This window comes from Pseudomonas batumici, assembly GCF_000820515.1.
GTDB classification, from domain to species: domain Bacteria; phylum Pseudomonadota; class Gammaproteobacteria; order Pseudomonadales; family Pseudomonadaceae; genus Aquipseudomonas; species Aquipseudomonas batumici.
This window is the reverse complement of the sequence record NZ_JXDG01000059.1, coordinates 1-19,872: the sequence shown is the minus strand read 5'-3', so window position 1 is coordinate 19,872 and position 19,872 is coordinate 1. Positions and strand designations below refer to the sequence as shown.

At 62.0% G+C, this 19,872-nt stretch carries 18 protein-coding genes; 15 read left to right on the top strand and 3 right to left on the bottom strand.

Annotated elements, in window-relative coordinates; genetic code table 11:
- Positions 1–39 precede the first annotated feature (39 nt).
- The 5 genes from UCMB321_RS22890 to UCMB321_RS22870 all read left to right on the top strand — a co-directional run bounded on the left by UCMB321_RS22890 (position 40) and on the right by UCMB321_RS22870 (position 5,147).
- The gene (locus tag UCMB321_RS22890) at positions 40–1,017 is read left to right on the top strand and encodes a 2-dehydro-3-deoxygalactonokinase (protein WP_040070883.1); all 978 of its coding nucleotides are present in this window, start codon (positions 40–42) and stop codon (positions 1,015–1,017) included.
- A gap of 31 nt (positions 1,018–1,048) precedes the next feature.
- Positions 1,049–1,669 carry a 2-dehydro-3-deoxy-6-phosphogalactonate aldolase gene (locus UCMB321_RS22885; protein ID WP_040070882.1) on the top strand — a complete coding sequence of 207 codons (621 nt, stop codon included), beginning with the start codon at positions 1,049–1,051 and terminating at the stop codon, positions 1,667–1,669.
- Between the two features lie 48 nt (positions 1,670–1,717).
- A complete protein-coding gene (gene dgoD / locus UCMB321_RS22880) occupies positions 1,718–2,866 on the top strand; it encodes a galactonate dehydratase (protein WP_040070880.1) in 1,149 nt (382 codons plus the stop codon).
- 104 nt (positions 2,867–2,970) lie between these two features.
- Entirely contained in the window at positions 2,971–4,281 is a 1,311-nt protein-coding gene (locus UCMB321_RS22875; RefSeq protein WP_040070879.1) for an MFS transporter, read from the top strand.
- A gap of 62 nt (positions 4,282–4,343) precedes the next feature.
- A complete protein-coding gene (locus UCMB321_RS22870; RefSeq protein WP_040070877.1) occupies positions 4,344–5,147 on the top strand; it encodes an IclR family transcriptional regulator in 804 nt (267 codons plus the stop codon).
- Positions 5,148–5,159: 12 nt separating this feature from the next.
- On the opposite strand, the gene UCMB321_RS22865 is transcribed toward UCMB321_RS22870, so the two are convergent.
- A complete protein-coding gene (locus tag UCMB321_RS22865; protein ID WP_040070876.1) occupies positions 5,160–5,882 on the bottom strand; it encodes a FadR/GntR family transcriptional regulator in 723 nt (240 codons plus the stop codon).
- 90 nt (positions 5,883–5,972) lie between these two features.
- Complete coding sequence (locus UCMB321_RS22860) at positions 5,973–7,709, bottom strand: IlvD/Edd family dehydratase (protein ID WP_040070875.1); 1,737 nt, start codon at positions 7,707–7,709, stop codon at positions 5,973–5,975.
- Positions 7,710–7,981: 272 nt separating this feature from the next.
- On the opposite strand from UCMB321_RS22860, the gene araD1 reads away from it, so the two are divergent.
- The 6 genes from araD1 (at position 7,982) to araH (ending at position 15,150) form a co-directional block, all read left to right on the top strand.
- Positions 7,982–8,974, top strand: coding sequence for an AraD1 family protein (gene araD1 / locus UCMB321_RS22855; protein ID WP_040070873.1), 993 nt, complete (start codon positions 7,982–7,984; stop codon positions 8,972–8,974).
- Positions 8,975–8,984: 10 nt separating this feature from the next.
- Positions 8,985–10,565 carry an aldehyde dehydrogenase (NADP(+)) gene (locus tag UCMB321_RS22850; RefSeq protein WP_040070871.1) on the top strand — a complete coding sequence of 527 codons (1,581 nt, stop codon included), beginning with the start codon at positions 8,985–8,987 and terminating at the stop codon, positions 10,563–10,565.
- Between the two features lie 51 nt (positions 10,566–10,616).
- Positions 10,617–11,492 carry an SMP-30/gluconolactonase/LRE family protein gene (locus UCMB321_RS22845; protein ID WP_040070870.1) on the top strand — a complete coding sequence of 292 codons (876 nt, stop codon included), beginning with the start codon at positions 10,617–10,619 and terminating at the stop codon, positions 11,490–11,492.
- Between the two features lie 64 nt (positions 11,493–11,556).
- The gene (locus tag UCMB321_RS22840) at positions 11,557–12,564 is read left to right on the top strand and encodes a substrate-binding domain-containing protein (RefSeq protein WP_040070869.1); all 1,008 of its coding nucleotides are present in this window, start codon (positions 11,557–11,559) and stop codon (positions 12,562–12,564) included.
- 63 nt (positions 12,565–12,627) lie between these two features.
- Entirely contained in the window at positions 12,628–14,172 is a 1,545-nt protein-coding gene (gene araG / locus UCMB321_RS22835; protein ID WP_040070868.1) for an L-arabinose ABC transporter ATP-binding protein AraG, read from the top strand.
- 9 nt (positions 14,173–14,181) lie between these two features.
- Positions 14,182–15,150, top strand: coding sequence for an L-arabinose ABC transporter permease AraH (gene araH / locus UCMB321_RS22830; protein ID WP_040070866.1), 969 nt, complete (start codon positions 14,182–14,184; stop codon positions 15,148–15,150).
- Positions 15,151–15,335: 185 nt separating this feature from the next.
- On the opposite strand, the gene UCMB321_RS22825 is transcribed toward araH, so the two are convergent.
- Positions 15,336–16,484 (bottom strand): aldose epimerase family protein, encoded by a 1,149-nt coding sequence (locus UCMB321_RS22825; RefSeq protein WP_040070865.1) that lies wholly within the window; start codon positions 16,482–16,484, stop codon positions 15,336–15,338.
- Positions 16,485–16,694: 210 nt separating this feature from the next.
- Here UCMB321_RS22825 and UCMB321_RS22820 point away from each other — a divergent pair, with 210 nt between their 5' ends.
- From UCMB321_RS22820 to UCMB321_RS22805, 4 genes are all read left to right on the top strand, one after another.
- A complete protein-coding gene (locus tag UCMB321_RS22820; protein WP_040070864.1) occupies positions 16,695–17,477 on the top strand; it encodes an SDR family NAD(P)-dependent oxidoreductase in 783 nt (260 codons plus the stop codon).
- 439 nt (positions 17,478–17,916) lie between these two features.
- Positions 17,917–18,696 carry a transporter substrate-binding domain-containing protein gene (locus tag UCMB321_RS22815; protein WP_040070862.1) on the top strand — a complete coding sequence of 260 codons (780 nt, stop codon included), beginning with the start codon at positions 17,917–17,919 and terminating at the stop codon, positions 18,694–18,696.
- A gap of 56 nt (positions 18,697–18,752) precedes the next feature.
- Positions 18,753–19,481 (top strand): ABC transporter permease, encoded by a 729-nt coding sequence (locus UCMB321_RS22810; protein WP_040070861.1) that lies wholly within the window; start codon positions 18,753–18,755, stop codon positions 19,479–19,481.
- On the top strand, positions 19,478–19,872 hold a 395-nt coding region (locus tag UCMB321_RS22805; protein WP_040070859.1), incomplete at its 3' end, for an ABC transporter permease subunit. The genes UCMB321_RS22810 and UCMB321_RS22805, both read left to right, overlap by 4 nt.

Here is a 19,872-nt window from a genome sequence, read left to right as displayed (position 1 = left end):
TACGCACTCACTGCCCAACAATAAATTCCAGGTGAAGCGATGCAGGCGCAATTGATCGCGCTCGATTGGGGGACCACCTCACTTCGGGCCTACAAACTCGCGGCTGGCGGCCAGGTGCTCGAACAGCGTTCGCTGTCGTCGGGCATCATGCAGTTGCCCTGCGTGCCGAGGATGATCGCGGGCCGGATGTGCGCCGACGGTTTCGAATTGGCCTTCGAGGAGGCCTGCGGTGACTGGCTCGATGCCCAGCCGGAGCTGGCGGTGATCGCCTGCGGCATGGTCGGCAGCGCCCAGGGTTGGCGGGAAGCCGCTTACTGCGACACTCCGGCGAATGTCGCCAATCTGGGCACCTCCTTGAACCGCGTCCGCAGCCTGCGCGGCGTCGATGTGCACATCGTGCCCGGCGTGATCCAGCGCTCGCGGTTGCCGAATGTGATGCGCGGCGAGGAGACCCAGGTTCTCGGCGTGCTGCAAAGCCTGCCGGCAAGCGCGGGCGACAATTTGCTGATCGGCTTGCCGGGCAGCCATTCGAAATGGGTCGAAGTGGCCGACGGCTGCATCATCCACTTCGACACCTTCATGACTGGCGAGCTGTTCGCCGTGCTCAGTGAACACAGCATCCTGGGGCGCACCCAAGAGCGCGGCGCGGCCTTCGATAGCGATGCGTTCGACCGCGGCGTGCAGGTGGCGCTGTCCACTGATGGCGACATCGGTCCTCTGTCGACCGTGTTCAGTGCGCGCAGTCTCGGTCTGACGGGCGAGTTGAGCCCGACCGAACAAACCGACTATCTCTCGGGCTTGTTGATTGGCCATGAACTCGTGGCCCTCGCCGGCGTGCAGCGCCTTCGACGCAACAGTGCCTCCTTGCCGTCGATCATTCTGATCGGCAATTCCCAACTCTGTGCCCGCTATCGCCGGGCGCTCGATGCCTGCGGTTTTGCGCGGGTGAGCCTGGCCGAACAGGCCACCGAACGCGGTTTATGGCACCTGGCCGAAGCGGCCGGGCTGCTCGGCTGAGCGCCTGCGTTCACCTACCAGGAGGTCTGACATGCTCAAGCAAGCACTGGCGAAAAACGGTCTGATCGCGATCCTTCGCGGCCTGCGTCCGCAAGAGGCGGCGGCCATTGGCGAGGTGTTGTACCAGGCCGGTTTTCGCGTCATTGAAGTGCCACTCAATTCTCCCGAGCCGTACGAAAGTATCCGCATCCTGCGCAGCTGTTTGCCCGCTGATTGCCTGATCGGCGCCGGTACGGTGTTGGCCGCGGAACAGGTCGGGCAGGTGAAGGCAGCGGGCGGGCAAGTGATCGTCATGCCCCACAGCGACCCCAAGGTCTTGCGCGCGGCCAAGGCGGCGGGCCTATCCCTGTCGCCGGGTGTCGCCACGCCGACCGAGGCCTTTGCCGCACTGGCCGAAGGCGCCGATGTGTTGAAGATGTTCCCGGCCGAGCAAATGGGGCCGGCGGTGGTCAAGGCGTGGTTGGCGGTGCTGCCGGCAGGCACGTTGCTGATTCCGGTAGGCGGGATTACGCCGGAGAACATGCGGGGGTTCGTCGAGGCGGGCGTCAGCGGTTTCGGCCTGGGTTCCGGGCTGTTCAAGCCGGGGCTGGCACCTGACGAAGTAGCAGTCCGCGCCAAAGCTTATGTGCAGGCATGGAACGCGTTGCGTTAAGACTTTCTGGCGCTGTGTGCGCTACATCTGAACAAGAGAGACAACAAGATGAAAATCACCAAGCTGACGACCTTTATCGTTCCACCGCGCTGGCTGTTCCTCAAGGTCGAAACCGATGAAGGCGTGACCGGCTGGGGCGAGCCCGTGGTCGAAGGCCGGGCCCACACGGTCGCGGCGGCGGTCGATGAGCTGTCGGATTACTTGATCGGCAAGGATCCGCGCAACATCGAGGATATCTGGACCGTGCTCTATCGCGGTGGTTTCTACCGTGGCGGCGCCGTGCACATGAGCGCCCTGGCCGGGATCGACCAGGCGCTGTGGGACATCAAGGGCAAGGCCCTGGGGGTGTCGGTCAGCGATCTGCTGGGCGGTCAGGTCCGCGACAGGATTCGGGTGTACTCGTGGATCGGCGGCGACCGTCCGGCCGACACCGCCCGGGCGGCCAGGGACGCCGTCGAGCGTGGTTTCACTGCGGTGAAAATGAACGGTACCGAAGAACTGCAATTCGTCGACAGCTTCGAAAAAGTCGATCTGGCGCTGGCCAACGTCGCGGCCGTGCGTGATGCGGTGGGGCCGAATGTCGGCATCGGTGTGGACTTCCATGGCCGGGTTCACAAGCCCATGGCCAAGGTGCTGATGAAGGAGCTCGACGCCTACAAGCTGATGTTCATCGAAGAGCCGGTGCTCAGTGAGAACTATGAGGCGTTGAAAGAACTGGCACCGCTGACCAGCACGCCAATCGCGCTGGGGGAGCGTTTGTTTTCCCGCTGGGATTTCAAACGGGTGCTCAGTGAAGGCTACGTCGACATCATCCAGCCGGATGCCTCCCATGCCGGCGGCATCACCGAAACCCGCAAGATTGCCAACATGGCCGAAGCCTACGATGTGGCGCTGGCGTTGCATTGCCCGCTGGGCCCGATTGCCCTGGCGGCGTGCCTGCAACTGGACGCGGTTTGCTACAACGCCTTTATCCAGGAGCAGAGCCTGGGCATCCATTACAACGAAAGCAATGACCTGCTGGATTACGTCAAGGACCCGCGGGTATTCGACTATGAGCAGGGCTTCGTGAAGATCCCCAACGGTCCGGGCCTGGGCATCGAGATCAATGAGGAATACGTTGCCGAGCGCGCTGCCATCGGCCACCGCTGGCGCAACCCGATCTGGCGCCATGCCGACGGCAGTTTTGCCGAGTGGTAATCCCCGGCTGATTCAACACCCGTCAACGGTGGGAAAGGCCGTGCTCGGCCAGCCGCATTTTTGCGGAGCAACGCCCTCAATAATCATAAGAAGAGGCACTCCCCATGCAACCGGAAGTCTTTACCGGGCAGGCGTCGTTGCTGACGCCGAGCCGCAAGCGTTTTTTCATCATGGTGCTGCTGTTCATCACCGTGGTGATCAACTACCTGGACCGCAGCAACCTGTCGATCGCGGCCCCGGCGCTGACCAGCGAACTGGGTATCGATCCGATCCATGTCGGGCTGATCTTCTCGGCGTTCGGCTGGACCTACGCCGCCATGCAGATCCCCGGTGGCTGGCTGGTGGACCGGGTGCCGCCGCGCCTCCTCTACAGCGTCGCGCTGCTGCTGTGGTCGGCGGCCACGGTGATGCTCGGTTTCGCCGCCAGCTTCATCGCGCTGTTCGTCCTGCGCATGGCCGTGGGTGCGCTGGAAGCGCCTGCCTATCCGATCAACAGCCGGGTGGTGACCACCTGGTTTCCCGAGCGTGAGCGCGCCACCGCCATCGGTTTCTACACCTCCGGGCAGTTCGTCGGGCTGGCCTTTCTGACGCCCGTATTGGCCTGGCTGCAACATCAATACGGCTGGCACATGGTGTTCGTCAGCACCGGTGCGGTGGGGATTCTCTGGGCGGTCGTGTGGTACGCGGTGTATCGCGAGCCACGGGATTTCAAGGGGGCCAATCTGGCGGAAGTCGAGCTTATCCGTGAGGGCGGCGGGCTGGTGGATATCCAGGCCGAGACGAGCCGGCGCAAGGCACCCTTCAGTTGGACGGACCTGGGCATCGTGTTGAGCCAGCGCAAGTTGTGGGGCATCTACCTCGGACAGTTCTGCCTCAATTCGACGTTGTGGTTTTTCCTGACCTGGTTTCCGACCTATCTGGTGAAGTATCGCGGCATGGACTTCATCAAGTCCGGCCTGCTGGCGTCACTGCCGTTTCTCGCGGCGTTCATTGGCGTGCTCTGCTCGGGGTTCTTCTCCGACTGGCTGATCCGCCGCGGCGCGACGGTCGGCTTTGCCCGCAAGTTGCCGATCATTGGCGGGTTGCTGATTTCCACTTCGATCATAGGTGCCAACTTCGTCGAATCGACGTCGTGGGTGATTGCCTTCCTGGCACTGGCGTTTTTCGGCAACGGGTTGGCCTCGATCAGTTGGTCGCTGGTCTCGACCTTGGCGCCGGCACGCTTGTTGGGGCTGACGGGCGGGGTGTTCAACTGCATAGGCAATCTGGCAGCGATCGCCACGCCGATCGTGATCGGCTTTCTCGCCAGCGGCGACTCCTTTGCCCCGGCGATCACCTACATCGCCGGGCTGGCGTTGATCGGTGCGCTGTCCTATGTGTTGCTGGTGGGCAAAGTGGCACGGATCGAGCTCTAGCAAGCGCAAGACCGGGCGACCATAATGCCGCCGGTTCCCTCGCTCATTGTTGAAGGCCGGATATGCAGGAAGACGTCGCAAAAAACGCCAAGGACGCCGCGCCGACAGGTACCCAGACGCTGCTACGCGGCCTGGGGGTGGTTCAGGCCGTGGCCAGCGGTGCCCGCGACCTCAAGGAAATTGCCCGGCTGATTGGCACCACCCGTAGCACCACCCACCGGCTGGCCAGCTGCCTGGTGGACGAGCGCTATCTGCGGGTCGTGCCGCAAATCGGTTATCTGCTCGGACCCAAGCTGATCGAGCTGGGGTTCCAGGCGCGCGAAGCGCTGCCGCTGGTGACCCTCGCCGGACCGTATCTGGACGAGTTGTCGGCGTTGACCGGCGACACCATTCACCTGGCGATTCGTGAAGACGACGACGTGCTGTACCTGCACAAGAATCCCGGGCGCAATGGTCCGGAGATGCGTTCGCGGGTCGGGCATCGCATGCCGCTGGCGCGCACCGGGATCGGCAAGGCGCTGATACTCGATTGCTCGCCGGAGGAGTGGCAGCGCCTGTATCGGATCAGCTTGCCGGCGGGCGGGCAAAACCTGTCATGGCCGCAGCGCCCGGAGCCATCCTGGGAGCAATTTCAGCAGCGCATGCTGGAGTACATGGCGGGCGGCTACGCCTTTGACCTGGAAGACAATGAACCGTCGATCCGCTGTGTCGCGGCGCCGGTACGCGATGCCAGTCGGCAAATCGTCGCCGGGATCAGCATCGCCAGCACCGTACCCTATATGCCGCTGGAGAAAATGGCCGAGCTGATCCCGTTGATCAAACAGGTCGCTGCCCGGCTTTCCGCGGAGTTGGGCGCCAAGGCCTGAGCCGGGCCTGCGTTACAGCGGGGTGAGGACATTCATCACGGTATCCAGGGCGACACGGGTGTCGTCGAGTTGCACCAGCGAGGCATGCCGGGCACCGAGGGCGTCACGGTTCTTGATGGCGGTCAGTATCGCCTTGTGCCGGGGCAGGCTGAGCCTTTGAATGTCGGGGCGCTGGTTGGTGATGCTGATTGACTCGCGCAGCGGCAGCGAAAGCATATTGCACATGTAGGCGAGCAAGTCGTTGCGGGTCGCGTCGGCAATGGCATGGTGAAAATCCAGGTCCGCCTGCAAGAGCTTCTCGTGGGTCTGTGCCGCTTCCATGGCCTGGTAGGCTTTTTCGATGACCGCGATGTCGGCGTCGGTGGCCGTGGTGGCGGCCATGGCGGCGATTTCCGGCTCAAGGATCCGGCGCACGCCCGACAAGGTGTTGAAGAACTCGCTGTGAGGCGTCGACTGCATCAGCCAGGACAGCACGTCGGGATCCAGCAGGTGCCATTTCGAACGTGGGCGCACGACCGCGCCGACCCGTGGCTTGGAGTACACCAGCCCCTTGGCGCTCAGCACCCGGGTGGCTTCGCGCAGCACCGACCGGCTGACCTGATAGGTCTCGCACAGCGTTGCCTCCTGGGGCAATCGTTCTTCCGGTTTGAGGCGTCCGGAGACAATGTGCATGCCCAGTTCCTGGACGATCTGGGCATGCCGGCTCTTGCGTGGCTTGGGGGACTGCTGATCCATGACAGGGACGCTGCTCTGACGAAATACGCGGCATCATAACATCGCTGCCGTCTCTATCAGGCGCTCCCGCACGCCTGAACCGATTCACTCTCAGTGTGAATGGCGTGGCACCTCGGCGCCGCGGCAACCCACCAGAAAGTCGAAGTCGCAGCCCTGGTCCGCCTGTAGCACGTGGTCGATGTACAGCTGGCGATAGCCGCCCACGATCAGGTTCTGTGGCGCTTGCAGGTCGGCCATGCGCGCCGCCAGTTCGGCGTCCGGGATGTCCAGGTGCAGACGCCCGTTGGCACAATCGAGTTCGATCCAGTCACCTTCCTTCACGGCGGCCAACGGTCCGCCGGCCGCCGCTTCCGGGGCGACGTGCAAGACCACGGTGCCGTACGCCGTGCCGCTCATGCGCGCGTCGGAAATCCGCACCATGTCGGTGACACCCTGGGCCAGCAATTTGGCCGGCAAGCCCATGTTGCCCACTTCCGCCATGCCGGGATAACCCTTGGGACCGCAGTTTTTCATCACCAGGATCGAGTGGGCATCGACGTCCAGTTCCGGGTCGTTGATCCGCGCCTTGTACATGTCGAAGTTCTCGAACACCACCGCACGGCCGCGATGCTGCATCAGTTCGGCGCTGGCGGCGGAAGGCTTGAGTACCGCACCGAGAGGGGCCAGGTTGCCCCGCAGCACGCAGATGCCGCCGTCCGCGCGGATCGGGTTGGAGAGCGTGCGGATCACTTCGTCCTGGCCGTAGATCGGTGCCTCTCGGGTGTTCTCGCCGATCGACTTGCCATTGACGGTCAAGGCGTCGGGGTGGGGAATCAGGTTGGCTTCGCCGAGGCGGCGCAGCACGGCCGGCAGGCCGCCGGCATAGTAGAACTCTTCCATCAGGAAGCGCCCGGACGGTTGCAGGTCGACGATGGTCGGCATGCCGCGACCGATGCGGGTCCAGTCATCCAGCTCGAGCTCGACGCCGATACGCCCGGCGATGGCTTTCAAGTGAATCACCGCATTGGTTGAGCCACCGATGGCGGCGTTGACGCGAATGGCATTTTCGAAGGCCTCCTTGGTGAGGATCTTCGACAGTTTCAGGTCTTCGCGAACCATCTCCACCGCGCGCATCCCGGACATGTGCGCCAGGACATAACGGCGCGCATCCACCGCCGGAATCGCCGCATTGTGGGGCAGGGAGGTGCCCAGGGCCTCGGCCATGCAGGCCATCGTGGAGGCGGTGCCCATGGTGTTGCAGGTCCCCGCCGAGCGAGACATGCCGCCCTCGGCCGCCAGGAAGTCGTCGAGGCTGATGGTGCCCGCCTTGACCTGTTCGCTGAGTTGCCACACCACGGTGCCCGAGCCGATGTCCTGGCCCTTGTGCTTGCCATTGAGCATCGGCCCGCCGGTGACGACGATGGCGGGGACGTCGCAACTGGCGGCGCCCATTAGCAGCGCCGGCGTGGTCTTGTCGCAACCGGTCAGCAGCACCACACCGTCGATCGGGTTGCCGCGAATGGCTTCCTCGACGTCCATGCTCGCCAGGTTGCGGGTGAGCATGGCGGTCGGGCGCAGGTTCGACTCGCCGTTGGAGAACACCGGGAACTCCACGGGAAAGCCGCCGGCCTCGATCACCCCGCGTTTGACATGCTCGGCAATCTGGCGGAAGTGCGCGTTGCACGGGGTCAGCTCCGACCAGGTGTTGCAGATCCCGATGATGGGCTTGCCATGGAACTGATGGTCGGCAATGCCCTGGTTCTTCATCCAGCTGCGGTACATGAAGCCGTTCTTGTCGGCGGTACCAAACCACTGGGCGGAGCGCAGGTCGGGTTTTTTATCAGACATGGCTAGATCTCTTATTGTAAGACTATATTGTTCTTTTCTGGTCTTAACATAAGCGCAAAATCTCAGGTTTGGAAGTCTTGTTGGGTAAATAGTAATACTATATAGTCGTTTGCAACTGAGGTCTGACCCTGGCGGTTTTCCGCGAGAGGCGTCCCCGAGCTTCCATAAAAACAACAATTGGAGAGCGATCCCATGGGTCAGGAGCTGCGACCGATTCGTCGCATCACGCTGAAACCAGAGCCTTTCCTGGGCCCGCGATCAGGAGAAGGTACATGCGTTTAGTTCAGTTCGAATTGAGTAACGGCGAGCGCCGGGTCGGCGTGGTCGAGGACGGTCGGGTCCGTGAAGTGCAATCCGCGCGCACGGTGCGCGAGCTGGCGCTGGCCGCCATCGAGGCGGGCGTCGATCTGCGGCAGCAGGTCCAACACCTCGGTCTGGGGGGCAGTCACGATTATGCGCAACTGCTGGCCGAACTCAGGATACTGGTGCCGCTGGATCATCCGGACCCGGCGCATATGCTGGTCAGCGGCACCGGTCTGACCCATCTGGGCAGTGCAGCGGCGCGGGACAAGATGCATCAGCAGGCCGGTGACGACAGCGCGATGACCGACACCATGCGGATCTTCAAGTGGGGTGTGGAAGGCGGTAAGCCCGCTGCCGGTCAGGTCGGTGTGCAACCGGAATGGTTCTACAAGGGCGATGGCAGCACGGTCGTGCGTCCGGGTCAGGCATTCGTGTTGCCGCCATTCGCCGAAGACGCCGGCGAAGAGCCGGAAATCGGTGGCCTGTATGTCATCGGCCACGACGGCAAGCCTTATCGCCTGGGGTTTGCCGTGGGCAACGAGTTCTCCGATCACGTGATGGAACGCAGGAATTACCTGTACCTGGCCCACTCCAAATTACGCAATTGCAGCTATGGTCCTGAACTGCGGGTCGGTGAACTGCCCCGGCACCTGGCCGGCAGCAGTCGCATTTTGCGTGATGGCAAGGTCGTGTGGCAGAACGAATTCCTCAGTGGCGAAGCCAATATGTGCCACAGCCTGGAAAACCTTGAATACCACCACTTCAAATACCGTCAGTTCCTGCGGCCGGGGGACGTACACATTCACTTCTTCGGCACCGCGACCCTGTCTTTCGCGGACGGTATCCGGACGCAGCCGGGCGATGTGTTCGAGATCAGCCAGGCGGCGTTCGGCGCGCCCTTGATCAACGGTATCGCCAGCGGTGACGCGGAGCTGGCCCCCGGTCAGGTAGGCACTCTTTAAGGAGACAGGCATGACTCGGATTCTTGGTCACAACTACATCGGCGGCCGGCGCAGTGCGACCGGCACCGTGACCCTCCAGAGCTTCGACGCGCAGACGGGCGAAGCATTGCCCCATGCGTTCCACCAGGCGACGGCGCAGGAGGTCGACGCCGCCGCCCATGCTGCCGCGACGGCCTACCCGGCCTATCGCGCCCTGAGTGCACAGCGTCGCGCGCATTTCCTGGAGTCGGTGGCCGATGAACTGGATGCGCTGGACGATGAGTTCATCGCCCTGGTCTGCCGTGAAACCGCGTTGCCCGCTGCCCGTATCCAGGGCGAGCGCAAGCGTACCAGTGGCCAGATGCGCCTGTTCGCCGACGTGCTGCGTCGTGGCGATTTCTACGGGGCGCGCATCGATCGGGCACTGCCTGATCGCCAACCGTTGCCGCGTCCGGATCTGCGTCAGTACCGCATTGGTCTGGGGCCGGTGGCGGTGTTTGGCGCGAGCAATTTTCCGCTGGCGTTTTCCACTGCCGGCGGCGACACGGCGGCGGCGCTGGCGGCCGGTTGTCCCGTGGTCTTCAAGGCGCACAGCGGGCACATGGCGACCGCCGAACGGGTCGCCGATGCGATCATCCGGGCGGCCGAAGCCAGCAGGATGCCCGCCGGCGTATTCAACATGATCTATGGCGCCGGGGTCGGTGAGGCGTTGGTCAAGCATCCGGCCATCCAGGCGGTCGGTTTCACCGGCTCGCTCAAGGGCGGTCGGGCGCTGTGCGACATGGCGGCGGCCCGCCCGCAACCGATCCCGGTGTTCGCCGAGATGTCGAGCATCAACCCGGTGATCGTGTTACCCCAGGCGCTGCAAGCGCGGGCAGACACGATCGCCCGTGACCTGGCCGCCTCGGTGGTGCAGGGCTGCGGTCAGTTCTGTACCAACCCGGGCCTGGTGATCGGCATCGGTTCGCCGCAGTTCACGGCGTTCACTCGGCAGGTCGCACAACTGATCGGCGACCAGCCCGCCCAGACCATGCTCAACACCGGCACGTTGAGCAGTTATGGCAAAGGCTTGCAAAGGCTCCTGGCGCACCCCGGCATCGAGCACCTGGCTGGCCATCCACAAGCGGGTAATCAGGCGCAGCCCCAGTTGTTCAAGGCTGATGCGAGTCTGCTGGTCAATGGCGATGAAGTGCTGCAGGAGGAAGTGTTCGGTCCGGCCACCGTGTTCGTTGAAGTAGCCGATCAGGCACAACTCAGCGCCGCGTTGCACGGCCTGCACGGCCAACTGACGGCGACGATCATTGGCGAGACCGCGGACTTCGCGCAGTTCAACGAGCTGACACCGCTGCTGGAGCAGAAGGTCGGCCGCATCCTGATCAACGGTTATCCGACCGGTGTCGAGGTCTGTGACTCGATGGTGCATGGCGGGCCTTTCCCGGCGACCTCGGATGCCCGTGGCACGTCGGTGGGGACCCTGGCCATCGACCGTTTCCTGCGCCCGGTGTGTTTTCAGAACTACCCCGACAGCCTGCTCCCGGACGCATTGAAAAATGCCAACCCGTTGCACATTCAACGTCTGGTGGATGGACTGCCATCGCGTGACCGGCTGTAACGCGAGCAAGCCCGTCAGCACCTTAAAAACAGTAACTATCCAGGAGGCTTCATGGCGTGGACCGCAGTGACCGAGCACCGTGCGCAACTGGGCGAGGGGCCGTTCTGGGACGCGCCCGGCCAGGCCCTGTATTGGGTCGATATTGCCGGCCAGCAGGCATTACGCCTGAGTGGCGAACATCTGCAGGTCTGGCAACTGCCGGAGCCTGTATCGGCGTTCATTCCCTGCGAAAGCGGCGATGCGCTGGTGACCCTGAGCAGCGGCGTGTATCGCCTTGACCTGGGCTCCCCGCAAGCGGCGCCGCGCCTGACCTTGCTCTGCGTCGCCGATCCGCAACCGGGCAATCGTCCCAACGAGGCCCGTTGCGATGCCAGGGGCAGGCTCTGGCTGGGCAGCATGCAGAACAACATCGGCGAGCAGGGCGAAGACCTGCCGGTCCTGCGGCGTTCCGGTGGCTTGTTCCGTATCGACGCCGATGCGCGAGTCACGCCTCTACTGAGTGGCCTGGGTATTCCCAATACCTTGCTTTGGAGCGAGGACGCCACGCAGGTGTATTTCGGCGACAGCCTGGACGGCACGCTGTATCGGTATTCGATCGGTATCGACGGCCAGCTCGGTCCGCCCCGGAAGTGGTTCGGGCCGCACCCGTGTGGCGTCCCGGACGGCTCGGCCATGGACGCCGAAGGCTATCTCTGGAACGCCCGCTGGGACGGCGGTTGCCTGCTCAGGTTGGCACCCGACGGCGAGGTCGACCGCGTGATCGAGCTCCCCGTCAGCCGCCCCAGCAGTTGCGTGTTCGGTGGCAAGGATCTGCGCACCTTGTACATCACCAGCGCCGCCAGCCCGCTCAATCATCCTCTGGACGGAGCGGTGCTGGCCATCGAGGTCGATATCGCCGGGAAAATCTGTCACCGATTTGCAGGATAAATTTCAAGCATCAGGCTGCACTGGTTCACAACTCGCACTCACAACAACAAGAAGGAGTCACCTTATGAATCGTCGTCGTCGCGTCATCCGTTCCCTGTGCTGTATTGCCCTGGCGGCATCGGCCGTCAGCCTGAGCAGCCTGTTGCTGGCCGCCGAGCCCGCGAAGATCGGGTTTCTGGTCAAGCAAGCGGAGGAGCCCTGGTTCCAGACCGAATGGGCTTTCGCTGAAAAGGCCGGTAAGGACAAGGGCTTTACCGTGATCAAGATCGCCGTACCGGACGGCGAGAAAACCCTCTCGGCCATCGACAGCCTCGCCGCCAACGGCGCCAAGGGCTTTGTGATTTGTGCGCCGGATGTGTCCCTGGGCCCGGCGATCGTGGCCAAGGCCAAGGCCAATGATTTGAAGGTGATTGCGGTGGATGACCGCTTCGTCGATGCCGGCGGCAAGTTCATGGAGGACGTGCCCTACCTCGGCATGGCCGCGTTCGAAGTGGGCCAGCAGCAGGGCGCCGCCATGGCCGGCGAAGCGAAGAAGCGCGGTTGGGACTGGAAAGACACCTATGCGGTGATCACTACCTACAATGAGCTCGACACCGGCAAGAAGCGTACCGATGGGTCAGTCAAATCCCTTGAAGAGGCCGGCCTGCCGAAAGACCACATCCTGTTTGCGCCGCTCAAGACCCTCGACGTGCCGGGCAGCATGGACGCCACCAACTCGGCACTGGTGAAGCTGCCGGGTGCGGCGAAAAAACTGATCGTCGGCGGCATGAACGACAACAGCGTACTGGGCGCCGTGCGCGCCACCGAAAGCGCCGGTTTTGCCGCAGCCAATGTCATTGGTATCGGCATCAATGGCACCGACGCCATCGGCGAATTGAAGAAGCCCAACAGTGGCTTCTTCGGCTCGATGCTGCCCAGCCCGCACCTCGAGGGTTACAACACCGCGAGCATGATGTTCGAGTGGGTCACCACCGGCAAGGAACCCGCGAAATACACCGCGATGGACAAGGTGACACTGATCACGCGCGACAACTTCAAGCAGGAACTGGAAAAGATCGGTCTGTGGAACTGAGGTCGGTTGCTTTCCTCGGCGGCCTTGGCAACAAGGCTGCCTGATCGGTGTGATGAGGTGGTTATGCATGCGCAATTGAACAAACAACAGCACAGTGCCGGCGCCAGTCTGTGCTTCAACGGCATTGGCAAAACCTTTCCCGGGGTCAAGGCGCTGGACGCTATCAGCTTTACTGCCCACCCGGGGCAGGTGCATGCCCTGATGGGCGAAAACGGCGCCGGCAAGTCGACCTTGCTCAAGGTCCTCGGTGGCGCCTACAGCCCCAGCAGCGGCAGCCTGCAGATCGGCGAGCAGACGATGGCCTTCAAGTGCGCCGCCGACAGCATTGCCAGCGGAGTGGCCGTCATCCACCAGGAGTTGCACCTGGTGCCGGAAATGACCGTGGCGGAAAATCTGTTTCTCGGGCATTTGCCGACCCGTTTCGGTGTGATCAACCGCCGTGCGTTGCGCGAGCAGGCACTGGCCTGTCTCAAGGGCCTGGCCGATGAAATCGATCCGCTGGAAAAGCTCGGCCGCCTGTCCCTGGGGCAACGGCAGTTGGTGGAGATCGCCAAGGCGTTGTCCCGTGGCGCCCATGTGATTGCCTTCGACGAACCCACCAGCAGCCTGTCGGCCCGGGAAATCGAGCGCTTGATGGCGATCATCGGGCGCCTGCGGGACGAGGGCAAAGTGGTGCTGTACGTTTCCCATCGCATGGAGGAAGTGTTCCGGATCTGCGATGCGGTGACCGTGTTCAAGGACGGTCGTTACGTGCGCACGTTCGAGGACATGAGCCAGCTGACCCATGATCAGTTGGTCACCTGCATGGTCGGTCGCGACATTCAGGACATCTACGATTACCGCCCTCGTCAACGGGGCGAGGTGGCGCTCAAGGTCGAGGGTCTGTTGGGGCCTGGCTTGCGCTCACCGGTGAGTTTCGAGGCCTATCAAGGCGAGATTCTCGGCCTGTTCGGGCTGGTCGGCGCCGGGCGCACCGAGCTGCTGCGCCTGCTGGGCGGTCTTGAGCGCAGCACGGCCGGAAGCCTGCGGCTGTGCGGTGAGGAACTGAAACTGCGCTCGCCGCGCGATGCCATTGCCGCCGGTGTCCTGCTGTGTCCCGAGGACCGCAAGAAGGAGGGCATCGTGCCGCTTTCCAGCGTGGCCGAGAACATCAACATCAGTGCACGCAGCGCTCATTCCCGGTTTGGCTGGCTGTTGCGCGACGGTTGGGAGAAGAGCAACGCCGACAAGCAGATCAAGGCGTTGAAAGTGAAAACGCCCCATGCGGCGCAGAAAATCATGTACCTGTCGGGGGGCAATCAGCAGAAGGCCATTCTGGGTCGCTGGCTGTCGATGCCGATGAAGGTGCTGCTGCTCGACGAGCCGACGCGGGGTATCGATATCGGTGCGAAGGCCGAGATTTACCAGATTATCCATAACCTGGCCGCCAGTGGGATTGCGGTGATCGTGGTTTCCAGCGACCTGATGGAAGTGATGGGCGTCTCCGACCGCGTCCTGGTGCTTTGCGAAGGCGTGGTGCGGGGCGAGAAGAGCCGCGAACAGGCCAATGAATCCAACTTGCTGCAACTGGCCTTGCCGCGCCAACGCGCTGACGGCCAGGTGAACTGAGAGGTGACTATGACAACCCAAAACAACGCGTTGCCGACGACGCACAAACCCCTGGATGTGCGCGCTCTGCTCGATAACTGGGCGATGCTGTTGGCGGCGCTGGGGATCTTTGTGCTCTGCACCCTGCTCATCGACAACTTCCTCTCGCCCCTGAACATGCGCGGTCTGGGGCTGGCGATTTCCACCACGGGCATCGCCGCGTGCACCATGCTGTATTGCCTGGCGTCCGGACATTTCGACTTGTCGGTGGGCTCGGTGATTGCCTGTGCCGGGGTCGTTGCCGCGGTGGTGATGCGCGACACCGACAGCGTGTTGCTCGGTATCGGTGCGGCACTGCTGCTGGGGCTGCTGGTCGGGCTGATCAACGGGATCGTGATTGCCAAGCTGCGGATCAACGCGCTGATCACCACCTTGGCGACCATGCAGATCGTGCGTGGCCTGGCCTATATCTTTGCCAACGGCAAGGCCGTCGGTGTGTCCCAGGACCAGTTCTTCATCTATGGCAATGGCCAGTTGTTCGGCGTGCCGGTGCCGATCCTGATTACCCTCGGCTGTTTCCTGTTTTTTGGTTGGCTGCTCAACTACACCACCTACGGGCGCAACACCATGGCCATTGGCGGCAACCAGGAAGCGGCGCTGCTGGCCGGGGTCAACGTCGACCGGACCAAGATCATCATCTTCGCCGTGCACGGGGTCATCGGTGCCTTGGCCGGGGTGATCCTGGCTTCGCGCATGACCTCCGGCCAGCCGATGATCGGCCAGGGTTTCGAATTGACGGTGATTTCCGCCTGCGTGTTGGGTGGGGTGTCGTTGAGCGGCGGGATCGGCATGATTCGGCACGTGATTGCCGGGGTGTTGATTCTGGCGATCATCGAGAACGCGATGAACCTGAAAAACATCGACACGTTTTACCAGTACGTGATTCGGGGTTCCATCCTGCTGTTGGCCGTGGTGATCGACCGCCTGAAACAACGCTGATCGCGGTTGTTCAATGTGGGATGGCAATGCGTTCCACGTGTTCCATGTGTTCACTGTAGGAGCTGTCGAGCCTTGGCGAGGCGGCGATAGCGGTGGGTCAGACAACATCGATGTTGACTGTACCGCCGTCATCGCAGCCTCGCCAAGGCTCGACATCTCCTACAAGGCCAGGTTCTGGGTCAGGGTCAGCCAGCGGAGAACTTCAGGACAGTGCTCTGGGTATAGGTCTGGCCGGGATCCAGCCGCGTGCTGGGAAAGCCCGGCTGGTTCGGCGAGTCGGGGTAGTGCTGGGTTTCCAGGGTGAATGCGCTCCAGTGTCCGTAGGCCTTGCCAGCCTTGCCCTTGACCGAGCCGTCGAGGAAGTTGCTGGTGTAGAACTGCACTCCGGGTTCGCTGGTGTAGAGCTGCAAGCGGCGGCCGGATTGCGGGTCGCGCACGTCGGCGGCGAGTTGGCTGACATCACCCTGGGTATCCAGGACCCAGTTGAAGTCAAAACCGCCCTGTTTCGGCTCGGCGAATTTGAGTTGCGGATGATCGTCCTTGATGCGCTGGCCGATGGCGGTCGGTTGCCGGAAGTCCATCGGCGTGCCGGCTACCGGGGCCAGTTCGCCGGTGGGAATCAAGGTGCCGTTGACCGGTGTGTAATGGCTGGCGTGCAAAGTGGCGAGCTGTTTGAGCACGTCACCGTTACCGGCCCCGGCGAGATTGAAGTAACTGTGGTTGGTGAGGTTCAGCACCGTGGGTTTGTCGGTGGAGGCCTTGTACTCGATGCGCAGCTCGTTGTTGTCGTTGAGGCTGTAGGTGACATCGACCTTCAGGTTACCGGGAAAGCCCATCTCACCGTCTGGCGACAGGTAGCTCAAGGTCACGCCGACCGAGTCCTTGGTTTTGACCGGCTGTGCTTTCCAGACGCGCTTGTCGAAACCCAGCGCACCACCGTGCAGCGAGTTGGGGCCATCGTTGAGCGGCATCTGGTAACGCTTGCCGTCCAGTTCGAAGGCCCCCTGGGCCAGGCGATTGCCGTAGCGTCCGATAGTTGCGCCGAAGAATGCCTTGCCGCTCTGATAACCCTGGACATCGTCAAAGCCCAGTACCACGTCTTCGAACTTGCCGTGCTTGTCCGGCACTTTCAACGATTGCAAGACGCCGCCGTAGGTAATGACCGTGGCTTGCAGGCCATGGCTGTTGCGCAACACATATTGCTCGATGGCGGTTCCATCCTGGGTCTTGCCAAACGCCTTGTGTTCGCTGGACAGGCCACCGGCCTGGACGCCGAGGCTGGCCATCATCAGGGAAAGGCCGAGGCCGGAAAGCAGGTGTCGGGATTGCGGCATGGTTGAACGTCCTCTTGTTGTTTTGAGTGGAATAGTTCTACTAATTAGCGATATTTTGCCGAAATAGCAGTAGATTTATAGTCTGAAACGCTGGTTTTGCAATATAAAATAAGACTAATTTGGTGGCTGGCGAAAATGATCCATGCGTGCCCGAGCGCACCTTGAGTCCTGCTGCTTGAATCGAAGTGCCTACTGTGGAGTAACCGTCATATGACTAAAGAAACAGGCGCCGGCGTGCCGGCCGTGTACGCCGACCTCAAAGATAAAACCGTATTGATTTCCGGCGGTGCCTCGGGGATCGGTGAGGCCATGGTCTGCGCTTTTGCCCGGCAGGGAGCCAAGGTGGCGTTCGTGGACATGGCCAAAAACCAAGGTGAATGGTTGGCGACCCAATTGTCGGCTGAGGGCCATAGGGTCGAGTTCGCTCACTGTGATATCACTGACGAGAGCGCCTATAAGGAGGCGATCGGGCGCTTTGCGCAAACCCTGGGGCCGGTGACGGTCCTGGTGAACAATGCCGCCAATGATGTCAGGCACACCTTGGATGAAGTGGATTCGGAGACATTCGACAAGCTGATTTCCGTCAATTTGAAGCATGCATTTTTTGCCGCCCGGGCGGTGGTCCCCATGATGAAGGCCGCAGGGGAGGGCGCGATCATCAATCTGGGGTCTATTGGCTGGATGATGGCCTCCAGTGGATACCCGGTCTATGCGGCCAGCAAAGCGGCCACCCACGGCATGACCAGGGCGTTGGCACGGGAGTTGGGGCCATGGCGCATCAGGGTCAACACGCTGGTTCCCGGATGGGTGATGACAGAAAAGCAGCTCGCGCTCTGGGTTGACGATGCCGCCAGGGAGCTGATCAGCCGCAGCCAATGCCTGCCGGGTAGCGTGGAACCTTTCCATATAGCCAACATGGCGCTTTTCCTGGCCTCCGAGGCGTCCTCCATGTGTTCGGCACAAAACTTCATCGTCGATGGTGGTTGGGTATAGGCGTCGGGGCCGCCCCCACCGGCCAGTTCGCTGTTCGAATCACGCACTCCCTCCGCGGTGGCCGCCCCCACTGCGGGGTATTTCCACACGTCATGCCCCCTCAAAAATTGTTACCGGATGCATCAAAACGACGCAAAGCGCAGCTCAGGTAACAGCCACGAGTGCCACCTGCCACTCCTCGAAACTTTCCTGGTCATTCCCCAAAACCCCGTTCCAGAGGCCTTCATTTCGCTTTGAAGGGTTTCTTCAGCTCCCGTTCAATGAGTTGGCTGGTTGATTGCATATGCTTGTATGTACAGGCATGTGTATGTGCGTAAGAGACCTGTGAGGTGCAGGCGTACAGCATGGCCTTGTGGTCCGGATTCACCGCGTCACACGTCCTCCAGTAACAGCATCCATGCGCCGCAAGCGCCCGTAGTGGTTTTAGGAATTGATAATAATGAAAAGAACATTGCTGACCCTTTCTGCCTTGACTCTGTGCGTGGCCGCCGGCGTAGCCACGGCCAAGGAATACAAGGAGCTGCGTTTTGGTGTTGACCCTTCCTACGCTCCGTTCGAGTCCAAGGCGGCCGACGGTAGCCTGGTGGGCTTCGACATCGACCTGGGCAACGCGATCTGCGCCGAGCTGAAGGTCAAGTGCAAATGGGTCGAAAGCGATTTCGACGGCATGATCCCGGGCCTGAAGGCCAACAAGTTCGACGGCGTGATCTCCTCCATGACCGTGACCCCGGTTCGCGAAAAAGCCATCGACTTCTCCAGCGAGCTGTTCTCCGGCCCGACCGCGCTGGTCTACAAGAAAGGCTCCGGCATTTCTGACGTGGCCTCGCTCAAGGGCAAGAAAGTCGGCTACGAGCAAGGCACCATCCAGGAAGCCTACGCCAAGGCCGTGCTGGACAAGGCCGGGGTGGAAACCAAGGCCTACGCCAACCAGGACCAGGTTTACGCGGACTTGCTGTCCGGTCGCCTCGACGCCACGATCCAGGACATGCTGCAAGCCAAACTGAGCTTCTTGAAGTCGGCGCAAGGGGCTGATTTCGAGGTCAGCCAGCCGGTCGACAGCGAGCTGCTGCCCGCTAAAACCGCGGTGGGTATCGCCAAGGGCAACGCCGCGCTCAAGGCCCTTATCGATAAGGGCATCAAGGCGCTACACGATGACGGCACCTACGACTCGATCCAGAAGAAACACTTTGGTGATATGAGTCTCTACAGCGGCAAGTAAGGCCCCGGTGCCCGTCCCCGGGACGGGCGCTTTTTTATCGCTATAGGTCCTGAATCATGTTCGAAGCACTGTTACAGACACTCGGGCTTTCCACGTTCGGCTTGAAGGGGTTTGGCCCTCTGTTGCTGGAAGGCTTCTGGATGACCGTCAAACTATCGATACTGTCGCTGTTGTTGAGCGTTCTGCTCGGCCTGGTCGGCGCCAGTGCCAAACTCTCCAGCGTCAAACTGTTGCGGATTCCGGCCCAGCTCTACACCACGCTGATTCGTGGGGTGCCGGACCTGGTGCTGATGCTGCTGATTTTCTACAGCCTGCAGACCTGGTTGACCAGTTTCACCGAGGCGCTGGATTGGGACTACATCGAGATCGATCCGTTCGGTGCCGGGGTCATCACCCTGGGCTTCATCTACGGTGCCTATTTCACCGAGACCTTCCGTGGCGCGATCCTCGCCGTACCTCGCGGACAGCTCGAAGCCGCCACCGCCTATGGCCTGACCCGCGCCCAGCGTTTCCGCTTCGTGATCTTTCCGCAAATGATGCGCTTCGCCCTGCCGGGCATCGGCAATAACTGGATGGTGATCCTCAAGGCTACCGCGCTGGTGTCGATCATCGGCCTGGCGGATTTGGTCAAGGCCGCTCAGGACGCCGGTAAAAGCACCTATCAACTGTTCTACTTCCTGGTACTCGCCGCCTTGATCTACCTGGTGATTACCAGCGCTTCGAACTATGTCCTGCGCTGGCTCGAACGGCATTACGCGGCAGGTTCCCGGGAGGCTGTACGATGATCGAACTACTGCAGGAATACTGGAAGCCCTTTCTCTATAGCGACGGCTACCACACCACCGGCCTGGCCATGACGCTGTGGCTGCTCAGCGCCTCGATCTTCTTCGGCTTCCTGGTATCGGTTCCCCTGTCGATTGCCCGGGTTTCACCCAGGTTCTACGTGCGCTGGCCGGTGCAGTTCTACACTTACCTGTTTCGCGGTACGCCGCTGTATATACAGCTGCTGATCTGCTACACCGGGATCTACAGCCTGGCTGCGGTCCGTGCGCAACCGGTGCTCGATGCGTTCTTTCGCGATGCGATGAACTGCACCATCCTCGCCTTCGCCCTGAACACCTGCGCCTACACCACGGAGATTTTCGCCGGGGCGATTCGCAGCATGAACCACGGCGA

Bases quoted from the DNA above. Each gene is read 5' to 3' on its own strand.
- araD1 (WP_040070873.1), top strand. From the start codon at position 7,982: ATGCGTTTAGTTCAGTTCGAATTGAGTAACGGCGAGCGCCGGGTCGGC.
- araH (WP_040070866.1), top strand. From the start codon at position 14,182: ATGACAACCCAAAACAACGCGTTGCCGACGACGCACAAACCCCTGGAT.
- UCMB321_RS22870 (WP_040070877.1), top strand. From the start codon at position 4,344: ATGCAGGAAGACGTCGCAAAAAACGCCAAGGACGCCGCGCCGACAGGT.
- UCMB321_RS22825 (WP_040070865.1), bottom strand. From the start codon at position 16,484: ATGCCGCAATCCCGACACCTGCTTTCCGGCCTCGGCCTTTCCCTGATG.
- UCMB321_RS22890 (WP_040070883.1), top strand. From the start codon at position 40: ATGCAGGCGCAATTGATCGCGCTCGATTGGGGGACCACCTCACTTCGG.
- UCMB321_RS22840 (WP_040070869.1), top strand. From the start codon at position 11,557: ATGAATCGTCGTCGTCGCGTCATCCGTTCCCTGTGCTGTATTGCCCTG.
- UCMB321_RS22865 (WP_040070876.1), bottom strand. From the start codon at position 5,882: ATGGATCAGCAGTCCCCCAAGCCACGCAAGAGCCGGCATGCCCAGATC.
- UCMB321_RS22845 (WP_040070870.1), top strand. From the start codon at position 10,617: ATGGCGTGGACCGCAGTGACCGAGCACCGTGCGCAACTGGGCGAGGGG.
- UCMB321_RS22820 (WP_040070864.1), top strand. From the start codon at position 16,695: ATGACTAAAGAAACAGGCGCCGGCGTGCCGGCCGTGTACGCCGACCTC.
- UCMB321_RS22860 (WP_040070875.1), bottom strand. From the start codon at position 7,709: ATGTCTGATAAAAAACCCGACCTGCGCTCCGCCCAGTGGTTTGGTACC.
- araG (WP_040070868.1), top strand. From the start codon at position 12,628: ATGCATGCGCAATTGAACAAACAACAGCACAGTGCCGGCGCCAGTCTG.
- dgoD (WP_040070880.1), top strand. From the start codon at position 1,718: ATGAAAATCACCAAGCTGACGACCTTTATCGTTCCACCGCGCTGGCTG.
- UCMB321_RS22810 (WP_040070861.1), top strand. From the start codon at position 18,753: ATGTTCGAAGCACTGTTACAGACACTCGGGCTTTCCACGTTCGGCTTG.
- UCMB321_RS22815 (WP_040070862.1), top strand. From the start codon at position 17,917: ATGAAAAGAACATTGCTGACCCTTTCTGCCTTGACTCTGTGCGTGGCC.
- UCMB321_RS22850 (WP_040070871.1), top strand. From the start codon at position 8,985: ATGACTCGGATTCTTGGTCACAACTACATCGGCGGCCGGCGCAGTGCG.
- UCMB321_RS22875 (WP_040070879.1), top strand. From the start codon at position 2,971: ATGCAACCGGAAGTCTTTACCGGGCAGGCGTCGTTGCTGACGCCGAGC.
- UCMB321_RS22885 (WP_040070882.1), top strand. From the start codon at position 1,049: ATGCTCAAGCAAGCACTGGCGAAAAACGGTCTGATCGCGATCCTTCGC.